15 protein-coding genes are annotated in these 15,920 nt (G+C 67.6%); 7 read left to right on the top strand and 8 right to left on the bottom strand.

Annotated elements, in window-relative coordinates:
- Positions 1-7: 7 nt before the first annotated feature.
- The gene (locus Mterra_RS11460) at positions 8-400 is read left to right on the top strand and encodes a DUF1999 family protein (protein WP_245971607.1); all 393 of its coding nucleotides are present in this window, start codon (positions 8-10) and stop codon (positions 398-400) included.
- A 5-nt stretch (positions 401-405) separates the two neighbouring features.
- The gene (locus Mterra_RS11455) at positions 406-615 is read left to right on the top strand and encodes a heavy-metal-associated domain-containing protein (RefSeq protein WP_027893489.1); all 210 of its coding nucleotides are present in this window, start codon (positions 406-408) and stop codon (positions 613-615) included.
- Between the two features lie 169 nt (positions 616-784).
- Here Mterra_RS11455 and Mterra_RS11450 read toward each other — a convergent pair whose 3' ends face one another.
- Complete coding sequence (locus Mterra_RS11450) at positions 785-1,297, bottom strand: hypothetical protein (RefSeq protein WP_119315312.1); 513 nt, start codon at positions 1,295-1,297, stop codon at positions 785-787.
- A gap of 88 nt (positions 1,298-1,385) precedes the next feature.
- Positions 1,386-1,913, bottom strand: a complete 528-nt coding sequence (locus Mterra_RS11445; protein ID WP_119315311.1) for a hypothetical protein — start codon at positions 1,911-1,913, stop codon at positions 1,386-1,388.
- 328 nt (positions 1,914-2,241) lie between these two features.
- Here Mterra_RS11445 and acnA point away from each other — a divergent pair, with 328 nt between their 5' ends.
- Positions 2,242-4,980, top strand: a complete 2,739-nt coding sequence (gene acnA, locus Mterra_RS11440; RefSeq protein WP_119315310.1) for an aconitate hydratase AcnA — start codon at positions 2,242-2,244, stop codon at positions 4,978-4,980.
- Between the two features lie 51 nt (positions 4,981-5,031).
- On the opposite strand, the gene Mterra_RS11435 is transcribed toward acnA, so the two are convergent.
- The 4 genes from Mterra_RS11435 to Mterra_RS11420 form a co-directional block, all read right to left on the bottom strand.
- A complete protein-coding gene (locus tag Mterra_RS11435; protein ID WP_119315309.1) occupies positions 5,032-5,580 on the bottom strand; it encodes a Uma2 family endonuclease in 549 nt (182 codons plus the stop codon).
- An 84-nt stretch (positions 5,581-5,664) separates the two neighbouring features.
- Positions 5,665-9,402, bottom strand: coding sequence for a DNA polymerase III subunit alpha (gene dnaE / locus Mterra_RS11430; RefSeq protein ID WP_119315308.1), 3,738 nt, complete (start codon positions 9,400-9,402; stop codon positions 5,665-5,667).
- Positions 9,403-9,503: 101 nt separating this feature from the next.
- A complete protein-coding gene (locus Mterra_RS11425) occupies positions 9,504-10,271 on the bottom strand; it encodes a DUF3800 domain-containing protein (RefSeq protein WP_119315307.1) in 768 nt (255 codons plus the stop codon).
- Positions 10,272-10,311: 40 nt separating this feature from the next.
- Entirely contained in the window at positions 10,312-10,758 is a 447-nt protein-coding gene (locus Mterra_RS11420; protein WP_119315306.1) for a universal stress protein, read from the bottom strand.
- Positions 10,759-10,949: 191 nt separating this feature from the next.
- Here Mterra_RS11420 and Mterra_RS11415 point away from each other — a divergent pair, with 191 nt between their 5' ends.
- The 4 genes from Mterra_RS11415 to Mterra_RS11400 all read left to right on the top strand — a co-directional run bounded on the left by Mterra_RS11415 (position 10,950) and on the right by Mterra_RS11400 (position 13,551).
- Positions 10,950-11,624 (top strand): response regulator transcription factor, encoded by a 675-nt coding sequence (locus Mterra_RS11415; RefSeq protein ID WP_119315305.1) that lies wholly within the window; start codon positions 10,950-10,952, stop codon positions 11,622-11,624.
- A gap of 37 nt (positions 11,625-11,661) precedes the next feature.
- Positions 11,662-12,609 (top strand): sensor histidine kinase, encoded by a 948-nt coding sequence (locus Mterra_RS11410; protein ID WP_245971606.1) that lies wholly within the window; start codon positions 11,662-11,664, stop codon positions 12,607-12,609.
- A 20-nt stretch (positions 12,610-12,629) separates the two neighbouring features.
- Positions 12,630-13,298 (top strand): phosphate signaling complex protein PhoU, encoded by a 669-nt coding sequence (gene phoU / locus Mterra_RS11405; RefSeq protein ID WP_119315304.1) that lies wholly within the window; start codon positions 12,630-12,632, stop codon positions 13,296-13,298.
- A 64-nt stretch (positions 13,299-13,362) separates the two neighbouring features.
- The gene (locus Mterra_RS11400) at positions 13,363-13,551 is read left to right on the top strand and encodes a hypothetical protein (RefSeq protein WP_119315303.1); all 189 of its coding nucleotides are present in this window, start codon (positions 13,363-13,365) and stop codon (positions 13,549-13,551) included.
- A gap of 152 nt (positions 13,552-13,703) precedes the next feature.
- Here Mterra_RS11400 and lpdA read toward each other — a convergent pair whose 3' ends face one another.
- A complete protein-coding gene (lpdA, locus tag Mterra_RS11395) occupies positions 13,704-15,086 on the bottom strand; it encodes a dihydrolipoyl dehydrogenase (protein ID WP_119315302.1) in 1,383 nt (460 codons plus the stop codon).
- Between the two features lie 84 nt (positions 15,087-15,170).
- Positions 15,171-15,920: dihydrolipoyllysine-residue succinyltransferase (gene sucB / locus Mterra_RS11390; RefSeq protein WP_170159633.1), on the bottom strand; the 750-nt coding region annotated here is incomplete at its 5' end.

Below are 15,920 nucleotides of genomic sequence, written 5' to 3'. Positions count from 1 at the left end.
GGTCGCCCTGCCACACGGCCTGGGCCAGCACCACGCCCACGACCCGCGGGCCGCCCTGCGCTTCTTCGCCCGCAGCGGCCACTCCTTCGTGGCCCAGGACGGCCCGCGGGTCGTGGGCGTGGTGCTGGCCCAGGCCGTGTGGCAGGGCGACCAGGTCACGGTGCTCATCACCCGGCTGCTCTCGAGCTCCGACGAGGCCACCCGGGCCCTGCTTGGGGCGGTGGTCAAGTCGGCCTACGACGCCGGGGTCTACGAGGTTGCCATGCACGTTGACCCCGCCAACGAGCCCTTGAGCCGGGCCCTCGAGGACTACGGCTTCCGCCTGGGCCCCCTCCTGCTGGGGGTGCGGGTGCTGGGCAGCCGGGGTGAACGGGGCGAAGTGGCCGGCGTCTTAGAATAGAAGCCATGAACCGGGTCTTGATTGGCATTCGTGGCGTAGAGCTACCCGAGCAGATGGAGAAAATCCTCGGCGCCCTGCGGACGCTCGAGGGCGTCCAACGCGCCGACCAAGCCTCGCTCGGCCAGGTCGAGGTCGAGTACGACCCCTACCGCCTCACCGTCATGGACCTCATCCGCAGCATCCGCGAGCAGGGCTTCCTGGCGGGAATGCTGTAAGTAGAAAGCCGTCAGCGGAAGGCTAGCGGCCCGTGGCTCGTGGTTACCCTTCCCTGGCCGTCGGCGTCGAGGGCCAAGGCGTTTCGCGTCTTGCGTTTTGCGTTTTGCGTCTCGCGTAGGACGTACGACGTAGGACGCACGCCCGGCTATCGGCTATCGGCTACCGACTTCACTCCGGGCTATCCATCCGGGTGTACTCGAGCACCCCCCGCGGGATGGGCTTCTTCCACAGCTCGCCCACGCACACCTGGTTGGGCTCTCGCCCGGTGAGCTTGAGGGTCACCGCGAACTTGTCCCACTCCCACTCCGCGAAGGGGTAGAGCACGCCGCCGTTGGAGGAGATGGGCGGGGTGCCGAGTTGCTGGGAGAGGTGCTGCTTGATGAGGCCGAAGGCCTGCTGGGCGTTGACGCCGAGCTGCTGGAGGTTGGGGAAGAACTGGGCGTAGCGCAGGCGGCGGGGCTCGGTGTCGGGCTCGTGCTCCAGGCGCACGAACTTGCAGTGCAGCGCCACGGGGATCCCGCCGAGGATGGGGTAGGTCTCCCACACCAGCGTGCGCTTGTCGGTGCGGTAGTTCTCCAGGCCCAGGTGCATGCGCGCGGTGGCGTTCGCGCACAGCCAGGGCAGCAGGACGTCGGCGCTCTCGATGTAAATTCCTTGGTCCAGGCGGTAGGGCTGCTCCATTTGCCGTCATTGTAGGCCGCGCGGGCGGGCCGGGGTGGGTCAACCGACCATCCGCCACCCGGCTCCCCCCTGCGCGGGGGAAGCCCGTTCAGATCATCATTTCCAGGTAGTTCCCCGGCAGCGGCTTGGGCCAGATCTGGCCGACGCAGTGCTCGAGGCCCCGCTTGCTCACGACCTTCCACAGCACCAAGTAGGCCTCGGTGTCCCAGCGGGAAAACGTGCCCACGACGCTATCTCCCGGCTCCTGCTCGAGCGTGGGCTCCCCCAGCAGGCCCACGAGGTGCTGCCGGACCAGCAGGTACTTCGGCACCACCGCCGCCTTTAGCTTTTCGTAAGGAACGAACTCCACCATCCGCAGCCGGCGGCGCTCGTCGGGCTCGTCGCGCAGGAATTTGCCGGTGAGGTGGCACTCGAGGCCGTCTAAGCAGCGCACCGGGTTCCAGACCATGGTCTCGCGGTCGGGGCGCTGGTGCTCGGGGCCCAGCAGCAGCCGGGCCGTCCCGGTCGAGCAGCCCCAGGGCAGGTTTTGCCCGAGGTCCTCGAGCAGCAGGCCCTGGCCGAGGTCGAAAAGGCCCTTCGACACGATCCTTTTGGGCACGGCGGCATGGGGTTCCATCGGCATTTCGACCCCCTCATTTTGAGGATAGTACAAGAAGCGCCCCGGACGGGCGGGGTTAATCACAACGGCTCGGCGGGGGCGGGCCGCCGCCGTTGCACACACGGCCCCGCAAGCATTAGAATCAGTGGGCTTGAGGTTGGGCGCACCCGCCCTGGCATCGAAACCAGACCCCCTGAAAACCCATGCGGTTCGCGCCGCGCTTTTTTTAGGCCCTCCGGGGCCTCGGATTCGGTGACCCGGCCCGGTGTGGCCGGATGCCGGGCGGGCGTAGAATCGTGGGTGCTCAGGTTCGGCTTTCGTGCTGGTTCAAAGGAGAGGAGCTGGTATGGCTTATCGTGACGAATTCGGCGCACGCAAGAGCCTGTCCACCAAGGCAGGCGAGGTGTTTTACTACGACATCCTGGAGCTCGAGCGGCAGGGCATCGCCGAGGTCTCCAAGCTCCCCTTTTCCATCCGGGTGATGCTGGAGAGCCTGCTGCGCAACGAGGACGGCTACAAAGTCACCAAGGACGACGTGGTCGCGCTGGCGAAGTGGCAGCCCGACCCCGGCGAGGTCAACGTGCCCCTGATGCTGGCGCGGGTGATCCTGCAGGACTTCACCGGCGTCCCCGCGGTGGTCGACCTCGCCGCCATGCGCGACGCGGTCGCCAAGCTCGGCGGCGACCCCGAGATGATCAACCCCACCGTGCCGGTGGACCTGGTGATCGACCACTCGGTGCAGGTGGACTTCTTCGGCACCTCCTACGCCTTCGCCCAGAACGTCGAGCTCGAGTACAAGCGCAACGAGGAGCGCTACCGCCTGATCAAGTGGGGCCAGAACGCGCTCAAGGGCTTCCGCGCGGTGCCCCCCGGCACCGGCATCGTGCACCAGGTCAACCTCGAGTACCTCGCCAGCGTGGTCATGCGCCAGCAGGGCGAGGACGGCCGCACCTACGCCTTCCCCGACTCGCTGGTGGGCACCGACAGCCACACCACCATGATCAACGGCCTGGGCGTGCTGGGCTGGGGCGTGGGCGGCATCGAGGCCGAGGCCGTGATGCTGGGCCAGCCCTACTACATGCTCGCCCCCAAGGTGATCGGCTTCAAGCTCTACGGCGCGCTGCCCGAGGGCGCCACCGCCACCGACCTGGTGCTGCGCGTGACCGAGATGATCCGCAAGCACGGCGCGGTGGGCAAGTTCGTGGAGTTCTACGGCCCCGGCGTCTCCAAGCTGCCCCTGGCCGACCGCGCCACCATCGCCAACATGAGCCCGGAGTACGGCGCGACCATGGGCTTCTTCCCCATCGACGAGGAGACCCTGGCCTACCTGCGCCTCACCGGCCGCCCCGACGAGCTCGTTGACCTCGTCGAGCAGTACGCCAAGGCCGCCGGGCTGTGGCGCACCGACGACGCCGCGCCGCAGTACTCGGAGTACCTCGAGCTCGACCTCTCCACCGTCATCCCCGCGCTCGCCGGCCCCAAGCGCCCGCAAGACCGCGTCAACCTCTCCGACGTCAAGCGCTCGTTCCAGGAGCACCTGACCAAGGACGTCAAGGAGCGCGGCTTCGGGCTCTCCCCCGAGCAGCTCGAGCGCAAGGTCACGGTGCGGCGGGGCCGCGACGAGTTCGAGCTGCAGCACGGCTCGGTGGTGATCGCCGCCATCACCTCCTGCACCAACACCTCCAACCCCTCCGTCATGCTCGGCGCGGGCCTGCTGGCGAAGAAGGCGGTGGAGGCGGGCCTCTCCACCCAGCCCTGGGTCAAGTCGAGCCTGGCCCCCGGCTCCAAGGTGGTCACCGAGTACCTCGACGCCGCCGGGCTCACGCCCTTCCTCGAGGCCCTTAAGTTCCACACCGTCGGCTACGGTTGCACCACCTGCATCGGCAACTCCGGCCCCCTGCCCGAGGAGATCTCCAAGGGCGTGAAGGAGGGCGACTTGGTGGTGGCGGCGGTGCTCTCGGGCAACCGCAACTTCGAGGGCCGCGTCAACCCCGACGTCAAGGCCAACTACCTGGCCTCCCCCATGCTGGTGGTGGCCTACGCGCTGGCGGGCCGCATGGACATCGACTTCACCAGCGAGCCCATCGGCTACGACCCCAACGGCAAGGCCATCTTCCTCAAGGACATCTGGCCGACCCAGGAGGAGATCCGGGCCACCGTGCACCAGACCCTCGACGCCGAGATGTTCCACCGCCAGTACGGCACCGTCTTCGAGGGCGACGAGCGCTGGAAAGCCCTGCCCGCCCCCACCGGCAAGCTCTACCAGTTCGACCCCACCAGCACCTACATCCAGAACCCGCCCTTCTTCGAGAACCTGGGCCTCGCCCGCGAGGTCGGCGACATCAAGGGCGCGCGGGCGCTGCTGCTGCTGGGCGACTCCATCACCACCGACCACATCTCCCCCGCCGGCAACATCGCCAAGAACTCCCCCGCCGCCCGCTACCTCATGGGCCACGGCGTCGAGCCCGCCGACTTCAACTCCTACGGCAGCCGCCGCGGCAACCACGAGGTGATGATGCGCGGCACCTTCGCCAACATCCGCATCCGCAACCTCATGCTCGACGGCCAGGAGGGCCCCTACACCAAGAAGCTCCCCAAGAGCGACGTGGGCAGCGAGCCCGGCGTGGGCGAGCAGATGTTCGTCTACGACGCGGCCATGCAGTACAAGGCCGAGGGCGTGCCGCTGATCGTGATCGGCGGGATCGAGTACGGCAACGGCTCCAGCCGTGACTGGGCCGCCAAGGGCACCTACCTGCTGGGCGTGAAGGCCGTCATCGCCCAGAGCTTCGAGCGCATCCACCGCTCGAACCTGGTGGGCATGGGCGTGCTGCCGCTGGAGTTCAAGGCCGGCACCAGCGCCGCCTCGCTGGGCCTCACCGGCTACGAGACCTTCGACATCACCGGCCTCGACGACCTCACCCCCGGCAAGGAGCTCACCGTCTGCGCCCGCAAGGCCGACGGCAGCGAGGTCACGTTCAGGGTCGTCGCCCGCATCGACACCGCGGTCGAGGTGGACTACTACAAGAACGGCGGCATCCTGCAGACGGTGCTGAAGAACATGCTCGAGGAGAAAGCCAAGGCGTAAACCCGCTTCTGGATAAGGCAGGGGGGTATTGCCCCCCTGCCGCTCTTTTCGCTAAAACACGCCCTGGTAGATCTGGCCCGGCGTGAGGGTGGCCTCGAGGCAGGTCAGGTGAATATTGCCGCTGCCGGTGATGTCCTCCTGCTGCCAGTCCCCCGCGGCGTCGCGCCAGAAGTGCCGCACGAACATGTACTCGGGGTCCACGATCAGGTAGGTCTGGAGGGAGGCGATGCCCCGGTAGGCGATCAGCTTCTCCCGGAGGTCGATGTCCTTGGTGCTGGGGGACAAAACCTCGACCAGGATGCAGGGGCCGGTCTCGTAATACGGGTTCTTCGGCTCGGGGCCGCAGGCGACCATCACGTCGGGGTAGTAGAAGATGCTCTTGAGGGCGAGCTTGACGCCCGCCTGGTGCAGCCGGCATTGCTTCCGCGTGACGAAGGGCCAGAGGCTGACCGAGATGTTCATGCTGACACGGCTATGCCGGCGGCTCACCCCGGACATGGCGTACACGTAGCCGTTGACGTACTCGTGCCGGGTCTGCTGCTTCAGCTCCCACTCGAGGTACTCCTCGGGCGTCATGGGCTTGGCGACCGGATGAGCCATAGGCTGAGTGTAGCACCGGCGGCCCGGGCCTCGCGGCGAGCCCTGGACAGGCTGCGGGACGGGCCCCGGCCGCACTTTCAAGCCCTAGAAGGGCACCACCGTCTCGTTCTGCCCGCCGCCGCCCTGCTGCCCGAAGAGCAGCGCCTCGCGGTCGGGGATCAGGCGGGCCTCGAGCCAGTCGAGCTCCCTGACCATCCTCACCGCCTCCTCGCTCACCTTGATGCCGCGGGCCTCGAGCGAGGCCCAGCAGTCGGCGCCGTGGACGCGCATGTGCAGCGGCAGGGTGCCCACGTGCTCGTCGAGGATGCTGTAGAGGTCGCGCAGCTTGTCGTCGTCGAGGAGGGCGAGGTCCATGACGAGCTCCATCACCTTGGGCATGCCCTCGAGGTCGTGGTAGGGGAAGACGTCCTGGGCCACCACCCGCAAGGTCTCCCCTTCCCCGTCGGGCTCGACCTCGGCCACCACCAGCACCGGGGCGTCCTCGCGCAGGCGGGGCGAGACGCGGTCGTAGGAGCGGCCGAAGCTCACCACCTCCACCGCGCCGGTCTCGTCGCCCAGGGTGAAGCGGCACATCATCCCGCCCGACTTGGTGGGCTTGCGGACGATGCCCTCCACCAGGCCCGCCAGCAGCAGCTTGGCGCGGCCCTTGCCCCCGCGCTGGCCCGGGTAGGCCTCGGGCAGCTCCTCGATGGTGCAGCTCGCCGCCTCGCGCAGGCCCTCGTAGCGCAAGAGCGGGTGCCCGGTGACGTAGATCCCCAGCGCCTCCTTCTCGTAGCGCAGCTTGGTCACCTCGTCCAGGGGGGGCACCTTGGGCAGGGAGGGCTCGCTCTGGGCGTCGGCGAAGAGGCCCATCATGCCCGAGCTGGCGGTCTCGCGCTCGGCCTGGGCCCACTTGAGCAGGTCGTCGAGGGCGGCGAGCATCTGGCCGCGCTCGCCGAGCTCGTCGAAGGCGCCCGCCTTGATCAGCGATTCGGCCACGCGCTTGTTGGCCACGCTGGGGTCGCAGCGCTTGAGGAAGTCGGCCAGCGACTTGAAGCGGCCCTTCTCGCGCTCCTTCAGGATGAGCTCGGCGGGGCCCTCGCCCACGTTCTTCACAGCCGACAGCCCGAAGAGCACCTCGCCCCCCAGCGCCCGGAAGCTGAAGCCCGAGCGGTTGATGTCGGGGGGCAGCACCTCCACGCCCATGCCCCTGGCCGCGCGGATGTACTCGGCGACCTTGTCGGAGTCGCCGCGTTCGACCGTGAGCAGGGCGGCGTGGAACTCGACGGGGTAGTGGGCTTTGACGTAGGCGGTCTGGTAGGTGAGGATCGCGTAGGCCGCCGAGTGCGACTTGTTGAAGCCGTAGTTGGCGAAGGCCTCGAGCAGGTCGAAGAGCCGGTCGGCTTCCTCGCCGGGGATGCCCTTCTCTGCCGCGCCCTTCTTGAACTGGGCGCGGTGCTTGACCATCTCCTCCATCTTCTTCTTGCCCATCGCCCGGCGCAGCAGGTCGGCCTCGCCCAGGCTGTAGCCCGCCGCGGCCGAGGCGATCTGCATGATCTGCTCCTGGTAGACGGGGATGCCGTAGGTCTCGCGGAGGATGGGCTCGAGGTACTTGGCGGCGTTGGGGAACTGCGGGTACTCGACGGGCTCCTTGCCGTGGTGGCGGCGGATGTAGGTGGGGATGTTCTCCATGGGGCCGGGCCGGTACAGCGCGCCCAGAGCGATGATGTCCTGGATGCGCCGCGGCTTGAGCCCGCGCACGGTGGAGGTCATGCCGGCGGAGTCGAGCTGGAAGATGCCCTTCGTCTCGCCGCGCCCCAACAGCTCGAAGGTCTTCTCGTCGTCGATGGGCAGGGCGTCGTAGTCGATGTCCACGCCCTTCGACTCCTTGACAATGCGCTTGCACTCGTCGAGGAAGGAGAGCGTGCGCAGGCCCAGGAAGTCCATCTTGAGGAAGCCCAGCGCCTCGACCGAGCTCATGTCGTACTGCGTGACCTTGCCCTCGCCGTCGTTGGCGCGCATCAGGGGGATCCAGTCGCGGATGGGCACGTCGGAGATCACCACGCCCGCGGCGTGCACGCTGGACTGGCGGTTGAGGCCCTCGAGCTTCTTCGCCACCTCCATCACCCGCGCCACCAGCGGGTCCTTCTCCATCTCGGCCCGCAGGTCGGGGATGGTCTCGATGGCCTTCTCCAGCGGCGTGGGCTTGCCGAAGACCACCGGGATGAGCTTGGCGAGCTCGTCGGCCTTCTTGATGGGCAGCCCGAAGACCCGCGCGGCGTCCTTGATGGCGGCCTTGGAGGCCAGGGTGCCGAAGGTGCCGATCTGGGCCACCATCTCGTCGCCGTAGCGCCGGCGCACGTACTCGATGACCTCGCCGCGGCGCACGTCGGAGAAGTCGGTGTCGATGTCGGGCATCGAGACGCGGGCGGGGTTGAGGAAGCGCTCGAAGAGCAGGTCGTAGGCCAGGGGGTCGATGTTGGTGATGCGCGTGGCGTAGGTGACTAAGCTCCCCGCCGCCGAGCCGCGCCCCGGCCCCACGCTGATGCCGTTGTCCTTGGCCCAGTTGATGAAGTCGCCCACGATGAGCAAGTAGCCGGGGAAGCCCATGCGCTCGACCACGGTGAGCTCGTAGACGGCGCGGGAGAGGATCTCCCAGGGGCCCCACTCGATGCCCTCGCTGAGCTCGGGCAGGTGGGCGCGGGCGGCCTCGAGGTCCTCGAGCTCGGCCAGGGCCTTAGCCAGCGCCTCCCCGTCGCCGTGGGGCACCGGCTTGCCGATCCGGCGGAAGAACTCGCGGTAGAGGTCGTCGGTGACCTTGTCGGGGTAGCGCTTGAGGAGGCCGCTGAAGGTGAGCTCGCGGAAGTAGGTCACCTCGGTGCGGCCCTCGGGCAGGGGGTACTTGGGGATGCGGTACTGCACCTTCTTGGGCACGAGCTCGACGTTGCACACGCGCCCGATCTCGAGCGAGTTGTCGAACAGCTCGTCGAAGCGCTTGCCCCACAGCTCGCGCTCGTCGTCGAAGGTAGAGCGCATCTCCTCGGGGGTCTTGACGTAGAACTCGTCGCAGGGGAACTTCCAGCGGTTCGGGTCGTCCCAGGTGGCCTTCGACTGCACCGCCAGCACCACCGCGTGGGCCTCGGCGTCCTCCTTGCGCACGTAGTGCCCGTCGTTGGTCGCCACGATGCCCAGGCCGTACTTGTCGGCGAACTCCTTGAGCACCCGGTTGACCTTGTGCTGCTCGCTCAGGCCGTGGTCCTGGATCTCGATGAAGTAGCGCTTGTCCCCGAAGATCGAGAGGTACTCCAGCAGGCGGCGCTCGGCGTCCTCGTGGCGCTCCTGCAGGATGAACTGCGGGATCTCGGCCCCCAAGCAGCCCGACAGCGCGATGAGGCCCGCGCTGTGCTCGCGCAGGATCTCGCGGTCGATGCGGGGCTTGCCGTAGAAGCCCTCGAGGTAGGCGCGGCTGGAGAGGCGGCAGAGGTTCTGGTAGCCCTCGAAGTCCTTCGCCAGCAGCGTGAGGTGGAAGTAGCCCCCGTCGAGGCCCTTCCCCTGCTTGCGGTCGAAGCGGGAGTCGGCGGCTACGTAGGCCTCGTAGCCGATGATGGGCTTGACCTCGGCCTCGGTGGCGTACTTGTAAAACTGCACGGCCCCGAACATGTTGCCGTGGTCGGTCATGGCCAGCATGGGCTCGGCGGGGCTGACCTTCTTGACCCACTTGATGAGGTCCTTGAGGCGCGCCGCCCCGTCGAGCAGCGAGAACTGGGTGTGCTGGTGCAGGTGGGCGAACTTGCACACCGGGCAGTTGTCGGCGTGAGTGGGGTTGGTTGGGTCGTGGGACATCACGGATATGATATAATCATAACCGCCTGGTAGTGGCGAACGCCGGCTTCATGCCGTGTGTGAAGGGAGCAATCCCCGATCCTAGCCACCTACAGGCTTTTTTATATCCTAAACATTGACTTCAGCCGAGCAGCTGTCTCTGGGTCATCCCAGTCAATGATGAGCTTGAACTTGTCTGCCAAGTACTCGTAGTACCGGGTTTCCCCGCGTTCGTAAGAACGCTGAACTGCCCAGAGGTAATAATCAACAACCTGCAGCCCCGCTCTTTCCCAAGGGTGGGCGGAGTGTACGTCGAACTCGTACCCAGGCTTCCTCGAGCCATCAGGTAAAACTTCATGAAACATGCTCCGGTTGATCGCCTCTTGCAGGGCCTGGGCCCTGGGCGCCTTACCCCTTCGCGCAAAAACGACCTCGATTCTCGGCTCGTAGTGCTGATGATAAACCATCAGTTCTGTAATCATCTCGTCATAAACATCATTTTCTCGCAACTTCCGGCCTCGCTCGAACAGTAACCGGGCTTTGTCAACCAGACCTGTTTTGTGTCTGACACTCACCACGACTTCAGCCTCAAATTTGCTCAGTAGTTTGAAAACTTCGTAGCGAACCTCGGGTAGGTCGTCTTTAGCGTGAAAGGCTCGAGCTGTTTTTCCCTCCGAGAGTTGCATGGAAGGAACATTTTTGAAGTAAGGGTCAGCCAGCAGATTCTGGCGTAGCTCCTCGAGTTTCTGAGCTAGAACTTCTTCCTCGTACAGGCGAAGTCCCCCGAGCATGAATGTTCGCGAGACCCCATCACTTCCAACGATAACCCGGCCTTTTTTGTCAAAGAGAGTAAGATCACCAGCTTCATCAATGTAGTAAGAGACAGGCACAGAAAGATTCTATCTTTGCCGCAATGTTTATGTTCATGGCCTAGCCGCTCACTTCCCCGCGCAGCACCAGCACCGGCGTGGAGCAATTGTGCAGGATCTTGTCGGTGACGGAGCCCATCAGCACCCGCTCGATGCCCTTGCGTCCGTGGGTCGCCATCACCACCAGGTCGTGCTCCTTGGCGGCCTCGAGGATCGCGGGGACCGGGCTGTCCTCGACCAGCACGGCCTTGGCGCTCACGCCCTGGGCGGTGGCGATGTCGCGGATGCGGGCCAGGGCCTTCTCGCTCTCCGCGCGGTAGTGCTCGAACATCGCCTCGGTGCGCTCGGGGGTCTCGGCGCTGTAGGCGGGAAGGAACTCGTAGGGGTTTTCCAGGGCGTAGAGGATGGTCACCTCGCTGCCCATGAGCCGCGCGACCTCCAGGCCTTGCTCGAGGGCGTTGCGCCCGAATTCGGTTCCGTCGGTGGGGATGAGGATGCGCTTGAACATAGGCCAACTCCTTCTCGCCGCGTCGGTGCTGGCGAAGGCACGTCCCACGGAGCGGCGCTGCTGGCCTTACCCTAGCCCAACCCGCTGAGGACAAGTGCCCCTCGGCCTGCGGCCGAGACGTTCGTCCCGGCATCGCCCCATCACGCCCCCCTGACACTTTCCTGACAAGGCCCCGGCTACACTGAGGCAGGATGTCGCGCTTACTCCTGGTCGAGGACGAACCCGCCGTGCGCGTGGGCCTGCGGCTGAGCCTGGTGCGCGCCGGGCACCAGGTGCTCGAGGCCGCCACCGCGGCCGAGGCCTGGGCGCTGCTGGAGCAGGCCGACCTGGTGCTCCTGGACTGGATGCTCCCCGACGAGCCGGGGGTGCGGCTGCTCGAGCGCCTGCGCTCCGACAGCCGCTACGAGACCCTGCCCGTGCTGATGCTCACCGCCCGCAGCGGGGAGAGCGACCGGGTCGAGGGGCTCACCCGCGGCGCCGACGACTACCTCACCAAGCCCTTCTCCACGCCCGAACTGCTGGCGCGGGTGCAGGCCCTGCTGCGCCGCTCGGGCCGGTCGGGGCGCATCGAGCGGGGCGGGCTGGTGCTCGACCTCGAGCGCCACCAGGCCTACCTGCAGAACACCCCCCTCGACCTCACCCGCCGCGAGTTCGAGCTGCTGGCCTTCCTGGCGCGGCACCCCGGGCGGGTGTACACGCGGGAGGAGCTGCTCGAGCGGGTCTGGGGGCAGGAGTTCATGGGCACGGCCCGCACCGTGGACCAGCACGTCGCGCAACTGCGCGAGAAGCTGCAGGAAGACCCCAAGAGCCCGCTCTACCTCGAGACCCTGCGCGGGGTGGGGTATCGTTTCCGTGAGAACCCATGACGCCGGTGCCCCCCAATGCCCCCGCCCGCGGTGAGGGGTGACCCCCGTGGAAGCCGTGGTCAGCCTCAAGGCCCTCGAGCGCGCCTGGGAACAGGCCCGCGAGGGCGTGGTGCTGCACGCCGAGGAGCGGGTGACCTACCTCAACCCCGAGGCCGCGCGGCTGCTGGGGGTCGCGCGGGAGCGGGTGCTGGGCAGGCCCCTGCTGCTGGCGCTGCGCGACCACCGCCTCGAGCGGCTGTGCCGCGAGGGCGGCCAGGCCCGGCTCGAGCTGCGCGGGCGGCACCTGTGGGCCAAGGCCGCGCCGGGGGTGCTGCTGCTGCTCGACCGGACCGGCGAGCAGCAACGGCTGGAGGCGCTCGAGGAGTCGAGCCGGGTGCTCGCGCACGAGTTCCGCACCCCGGTCACCGGCATGCTCTCGCTCATCGAGGCCTTGCAGCAGGGCCTCGAGCCCAGTCAGCAGGCGGAGGTGCTGGGGCTGCTGCTGCAGGAGGCCCAGCGCCTGCGGCGGCTGGTCGAGGACCTGCCCCTCACCCGCGTGCCCGGGCAGGAGCGCACCTTCGCCCTCGAGGAGCTGCGCCCCCGGCTCGAGCGCTTCCTCGCCCCCCAGCTCGCCGAGCGCGGCGCCCGGATCGCCTGGAAGACCCCGCACACCGTCTGGGCCAGCCCCGACGCGGTGTACCAGGCCCTGCTGAACCTGCTCGACAACGCCCTCAAGTACGGCCCCGGCGGGGAGGTGGTGGTGGAGAGCACCCAGGACGCGCGGGGGGTGTGGCTCGAGGTGCGCGACCGGGGCAGCCCGCTCCCCGACTACGAGCCGCTGTTCCAGCCGGGCAAGCGCGGCTACCACGCCGCCAGCGTGCAGGGCTCAGGGCTCGGGCTGGCGCTGGTGCGCCGCCTGGCCGCGGGCTGGGGCGGCCACGCCTACGGCCGGGCCTGGGAGGGCGGCAACGCTTTCGGCTTGCAATTCCCCTACGATAGGGGCTGATCGGTGCTGTTGGAGGACGTATGCGTGAAGCCTTAGACCGCGAACTCGGGAAGCTGACCCAGGAGAGCATCCGCATGGTCTCGCTGGTGCGGGAGATGGTGGAGAAGAGCGCGAAGGCCCTGGCCGAGCAGGACACCCGCCTCGCCAACGAGGTCATCGCCCAGGATAAGAACGAGGTGGACCCCCTCGAGCTCGAGATCGAGAACGCCGCGGTGGTGCTCATGGCCCGCCAGAGCCTCGTCGCCAGCGACCTGCGCTTCGCCCTGACCATCATCAAGTCGCTCACCGACCTCGAGCGCGCCGGGGACTACGCCGCCCACGTCGCCGAGGACGTGATCGTGCTCGCCAAGGAGCCCCCGCTCAAGAGCTACGTGGTGCTGCCCGAGATGGCCCACCGCCTGGCGGGGATGCTCGACCTCGTGGCCAAGGCCGTCGCCGAGCGCGACCAGGAAGCCGCGCGCGAGGTGCTGCGCCGCGACGACGAGGTGGACGGGATGTACGAGTCGGTGACGCGGGAGTTGCTGACCTACATGCTCGAAGACCCCCGCACCATCTCCAAAGCCCTCACCCTCATGCGCATCGCCCGCAGCTACGAGCGCCTGGGCGACCACCTGGAGAACATCGCCGAGCGCATCCTCTACTGGCTCACCGGCCGCATGGAGAAAAAGCCCGAGGACGTCCACGGCTAGCCTGTAGGGCGAAGGTGGCGGGGCTCCTACGCCTCCGGGGCGACCCTGCCCTTAGCATGTTGGCGTGGACGCCGTTCGCAAGTGGTTCCTCCGCATCCTCGGGTCGTTCACCCTCGCCTGGGCGGTCGCCGTAGTCCAGGCCGTCCTCGCGATCCTGGACGTCGCCAAAACCCCGCCCCAGATCGCCGTAGCCGTAGGCCTGGCGGTCCTGCTGGGCGGCTGGGTGAAGGACCGGCTCGAGGCCCGGAGGTAACGGATATAGCCGTCAGCAAAAGGCTCATGGCGTGTGACTCGCGGTAAACCCCTCCCCGCACGCGGGGAGGGGTTAGCCCCCCTTGCTAAGGGGGAATAAGGCGTTTTGCGTTTGGCGTCTCGCGTACGACGTAGGACGTACGACGCACGACCTCAAATGTGGATCGGCTTGTCGTACGCCGCCATCGCCGCCTCCTTGAGCGCCTCCGCCAGCGTGGGGTGGGCGTGGGAGGCGCGGGCGATGTCCTCGGAGGAGGCCTTGAAGGTCATGGCGGTGGCCGCCTCGGCGATGAGGTCGCCGGCGTGGGGGCCGATGATGTGGACGCCGAGCACGCGGTCGGTCTCGGCGTGGGTGAGCACCTTGACGAAGCCGTCGGTGCTGCCGATGGCGCGGGCGCGGCCGTTGGCCTGGAAGGGGAAGCTGCCCTTCTTGTAGGGCACGCCCGCCTCCTTGAGTTCCTCTTCGGTCTGGCCCACTGAGGCGATCTCGGGGTGGGTGTAGACCACGTTGGGCACGGTGTTGTAGTCCACGTGGCCCCAGCCCGTGACCATGCCCTCGACCGCCGCGATGCCGTCTTCCTCGGCCTTGTGGGCGAGCATGGGGCCCGCGATCACGTCGCCGATGGCGTAGACGTTGGGCACGGCGGTCTGGAAGTGCGCGTTCACGGGGATGCGGCCCCGGTTGTCGGGGGTGATGCCGAGGGCCTCGAGCCCCAGCCCGTCGGTGTTGGGCACGCGGCTCGCCGCCAGCAGCACTTTATCGGCGGTGAAGGTCTCGCCGCCCTCGACCTCGACCACGCCCTTGCCGTCCTTGACGTAGGCCCGCGTGACCTTCTGCGAGGTGCGGATGTCGAGGCCCTGCTTCTTGAGGATCTTCTCGGCGGCGCGGGAGAGCTCGCCGTCCATGCCGCCCAGGATGCGCGGCAGGTACTCCAGCACCGTGACCTTGGCCCCCAGGCGGCTCCACACCGAGCCGAGCTCGAGCCCGATCACCCCGCCCCCGATCACCACTAAGCTCTCGGGGACCTGCTCGAGGGCGATGGCCTGGTCGGAGGTGATGACGGTCTGGTAGTCCACCTCCACCCCTTTCAGCATCGCGACCTTGGAACCGGTGGCGATGATGCAGCGCTCGAACTCGAGCTCGGTCTGGCCCTCGGGGCCCTCCACCGCCAGCTTGTTGGCCGAGACGAAGCGGGCGTGGCCCAGGTAGCGGGTGACCTTGTTCTTCTTGAACAAGAAGCTCACCCCGTCGGTGTTGGCCTGCACCACCTTGTCCTTGTGGGCCATCATGGCGGGGAGGTCCAGGCTCACGTCCTGGAACTTCACCCCCACCATCGCGCCCTTCTTGGCCTCGTAGAACTTCTCGCTGGCCTCGAGCAGCGCCTTGGAGGGGATGCACCCCACCCGCAGGCAGGTGCCGCCCAGGGCCTGCTCCCGCTCCACGCAGGCCACCTCGAGGCCGAGCTGCGCGGCCTTGATGGCGGCCACGTAGCCCCCCGGCCCCGCACCGATGACGACGAGTTGATGTTTTGGCATAGTCGCTTCGCTCCGCTAAACGTCAAACGCCGAACGCCAACCGCCTTTTTCCCGATCGCGTTTTGCGTTTGGCGTCTTGCATCTTCAGACTTCCAGCGCCAGCCGCACCGGGTTCTCGATGAGCTCCTTGACGCGCTTGAGGAAGGTCACGGCCTCGCGCCCGTCAACGATGCGGTGGTCGTAGGAGAGGGCCAGGTTCATCATGGGGCGGACGACCACCTGCCCGCCGCGGGCGACCGGGCGCTCGACGATGGCGTGCATGCCCAGGATGCCCACCTGGGGCGGGTTGAGGATGGGGGTGGAGTTCAAGGAGCCGTAGATGCCGCCGTTGGTGATGGTGAAGGTGCCGCCCATCAGCTCCTCGGGCTTGATCTTCTTCTCGCGCACGCGGGTGCCGTAGTCGGCGATGACGGCCTCGATCTGGGCCATGGAGAGCTTGTCGGCGTCGCGGATCACCGGCACCACCAGCCCCTCGCCGCCGCCCACCGCGATGCCGATGTCGTAGTAGCGGTGGTAGACGATGTCGGTTCCGCGGATCTCGGCGTTGAGCTGGGGGATCTCCTGCAGGGCCTGGACCACGGCCTTGACGAAGAAGCTCATGAAGCCCAGCTTCATGCCGTACTTCTTCTGGAAGCCCTCGCCGTACTCCTTGCGCAGTTCCATCACCGTGCCCATGTCGGCCTCGTTGAAGGTCGTGAGCATGGCGGTGTTCTGCTTGGCCGACAGCAGCCGCTCGGCGATGCGGCGGCGCAGGGGGGTCATGGGCACCACGTCGTCGCGGCGCTCGCCGGGGGCCTTGGGGGTGAGGGGCACCGCAGGCGCAGGCGCCGGGGC

The organism is Calidithermus terrae, assembly GCF_003574345.1.
Lineage (GTDB): Bacteria > Deinococcota > Deinococci > Deinococcales > Thermaceae > Calidithermus > Calidithermus chliarophilus.
Note: the sequence above shows the minus strand (reverse complement) of the source record. Positions and strands in the feature narration are given on the sequence as shown.

Excerpts from the sequence above, each read along its gene's own strand:
- Mterra_RS11455 (WP_027893489.1), top strand. The coding sequence starts at position 406 with ATGAACCGGGTCTTGATTGGCATTCGTGGCGTAGAGCTACCCGAGCAG.
- Mterra_RS11450 (WP_119315312.1), bottom strand. The coding sequence starts at position 1,297 with ATGGAGCAGCCCTACCGCCTGGACCAAGGAATTTACATCGAGAGCGCC.
- Mterra_RS11445 (WP_119315311.1), bottom strand. The coding sequence starts at position 1,913 with ATGGAACCCCATGCCGCCGTGCCCAAAAGGATCGTGTCGAAGGGCCTT.
- acnA (WP_119315310.1), top strand. The coding sequence starts at position 2,242 with ATGGCTTATCGTGACGAATTCGGCGCACGCAAGAGCCTGTCCACCAAG.
- Mterra_RS11435 (WP_119315309.1), bottom strand. The coding sequence starts at position 5,580 with ATGGCTCATCCGGTCGCCAAGCCCATGACGCCCGAGGAGTACCTCGAG.
- dnaE (WP_119315308.1), bottom strand. The coding sequence starts at position 9,402 with ATGTCCCACGACCCAACCAACCCCACTCACGCCGACAACTGCCCGGTG.
- Mterra_RS11420 (WP_119315306.1), bottom strand. The coding sequence starts at position 10,758 with ATGTTCAAGCGCATCCTCATCCCCACCGACGGAACCGAATTCGGGCGC.
- Mterra_RS11415 (WP_119315305.1), top strand. The coding sequence starts at position 10,950 with ATGTCGCGCTTACTCCTGGTCGAGGACGAACCCGCCGTGCGCGTGGGC.
- phoU (WP_119315304.1), top strand. The coding sequence starts at position 12,630 with ATGCGTGAAGCCTTAGACCGCGAACTCGGGAAGCTGACCCAGGAGAGC.
- lpdA (WP_119315302.1), bottom strand. The coding sequence starts at position 15,086 with ATGCCAAAACATCAACTCGTCGTCATCGGTGCGGGGCCGGGGGGCTAC.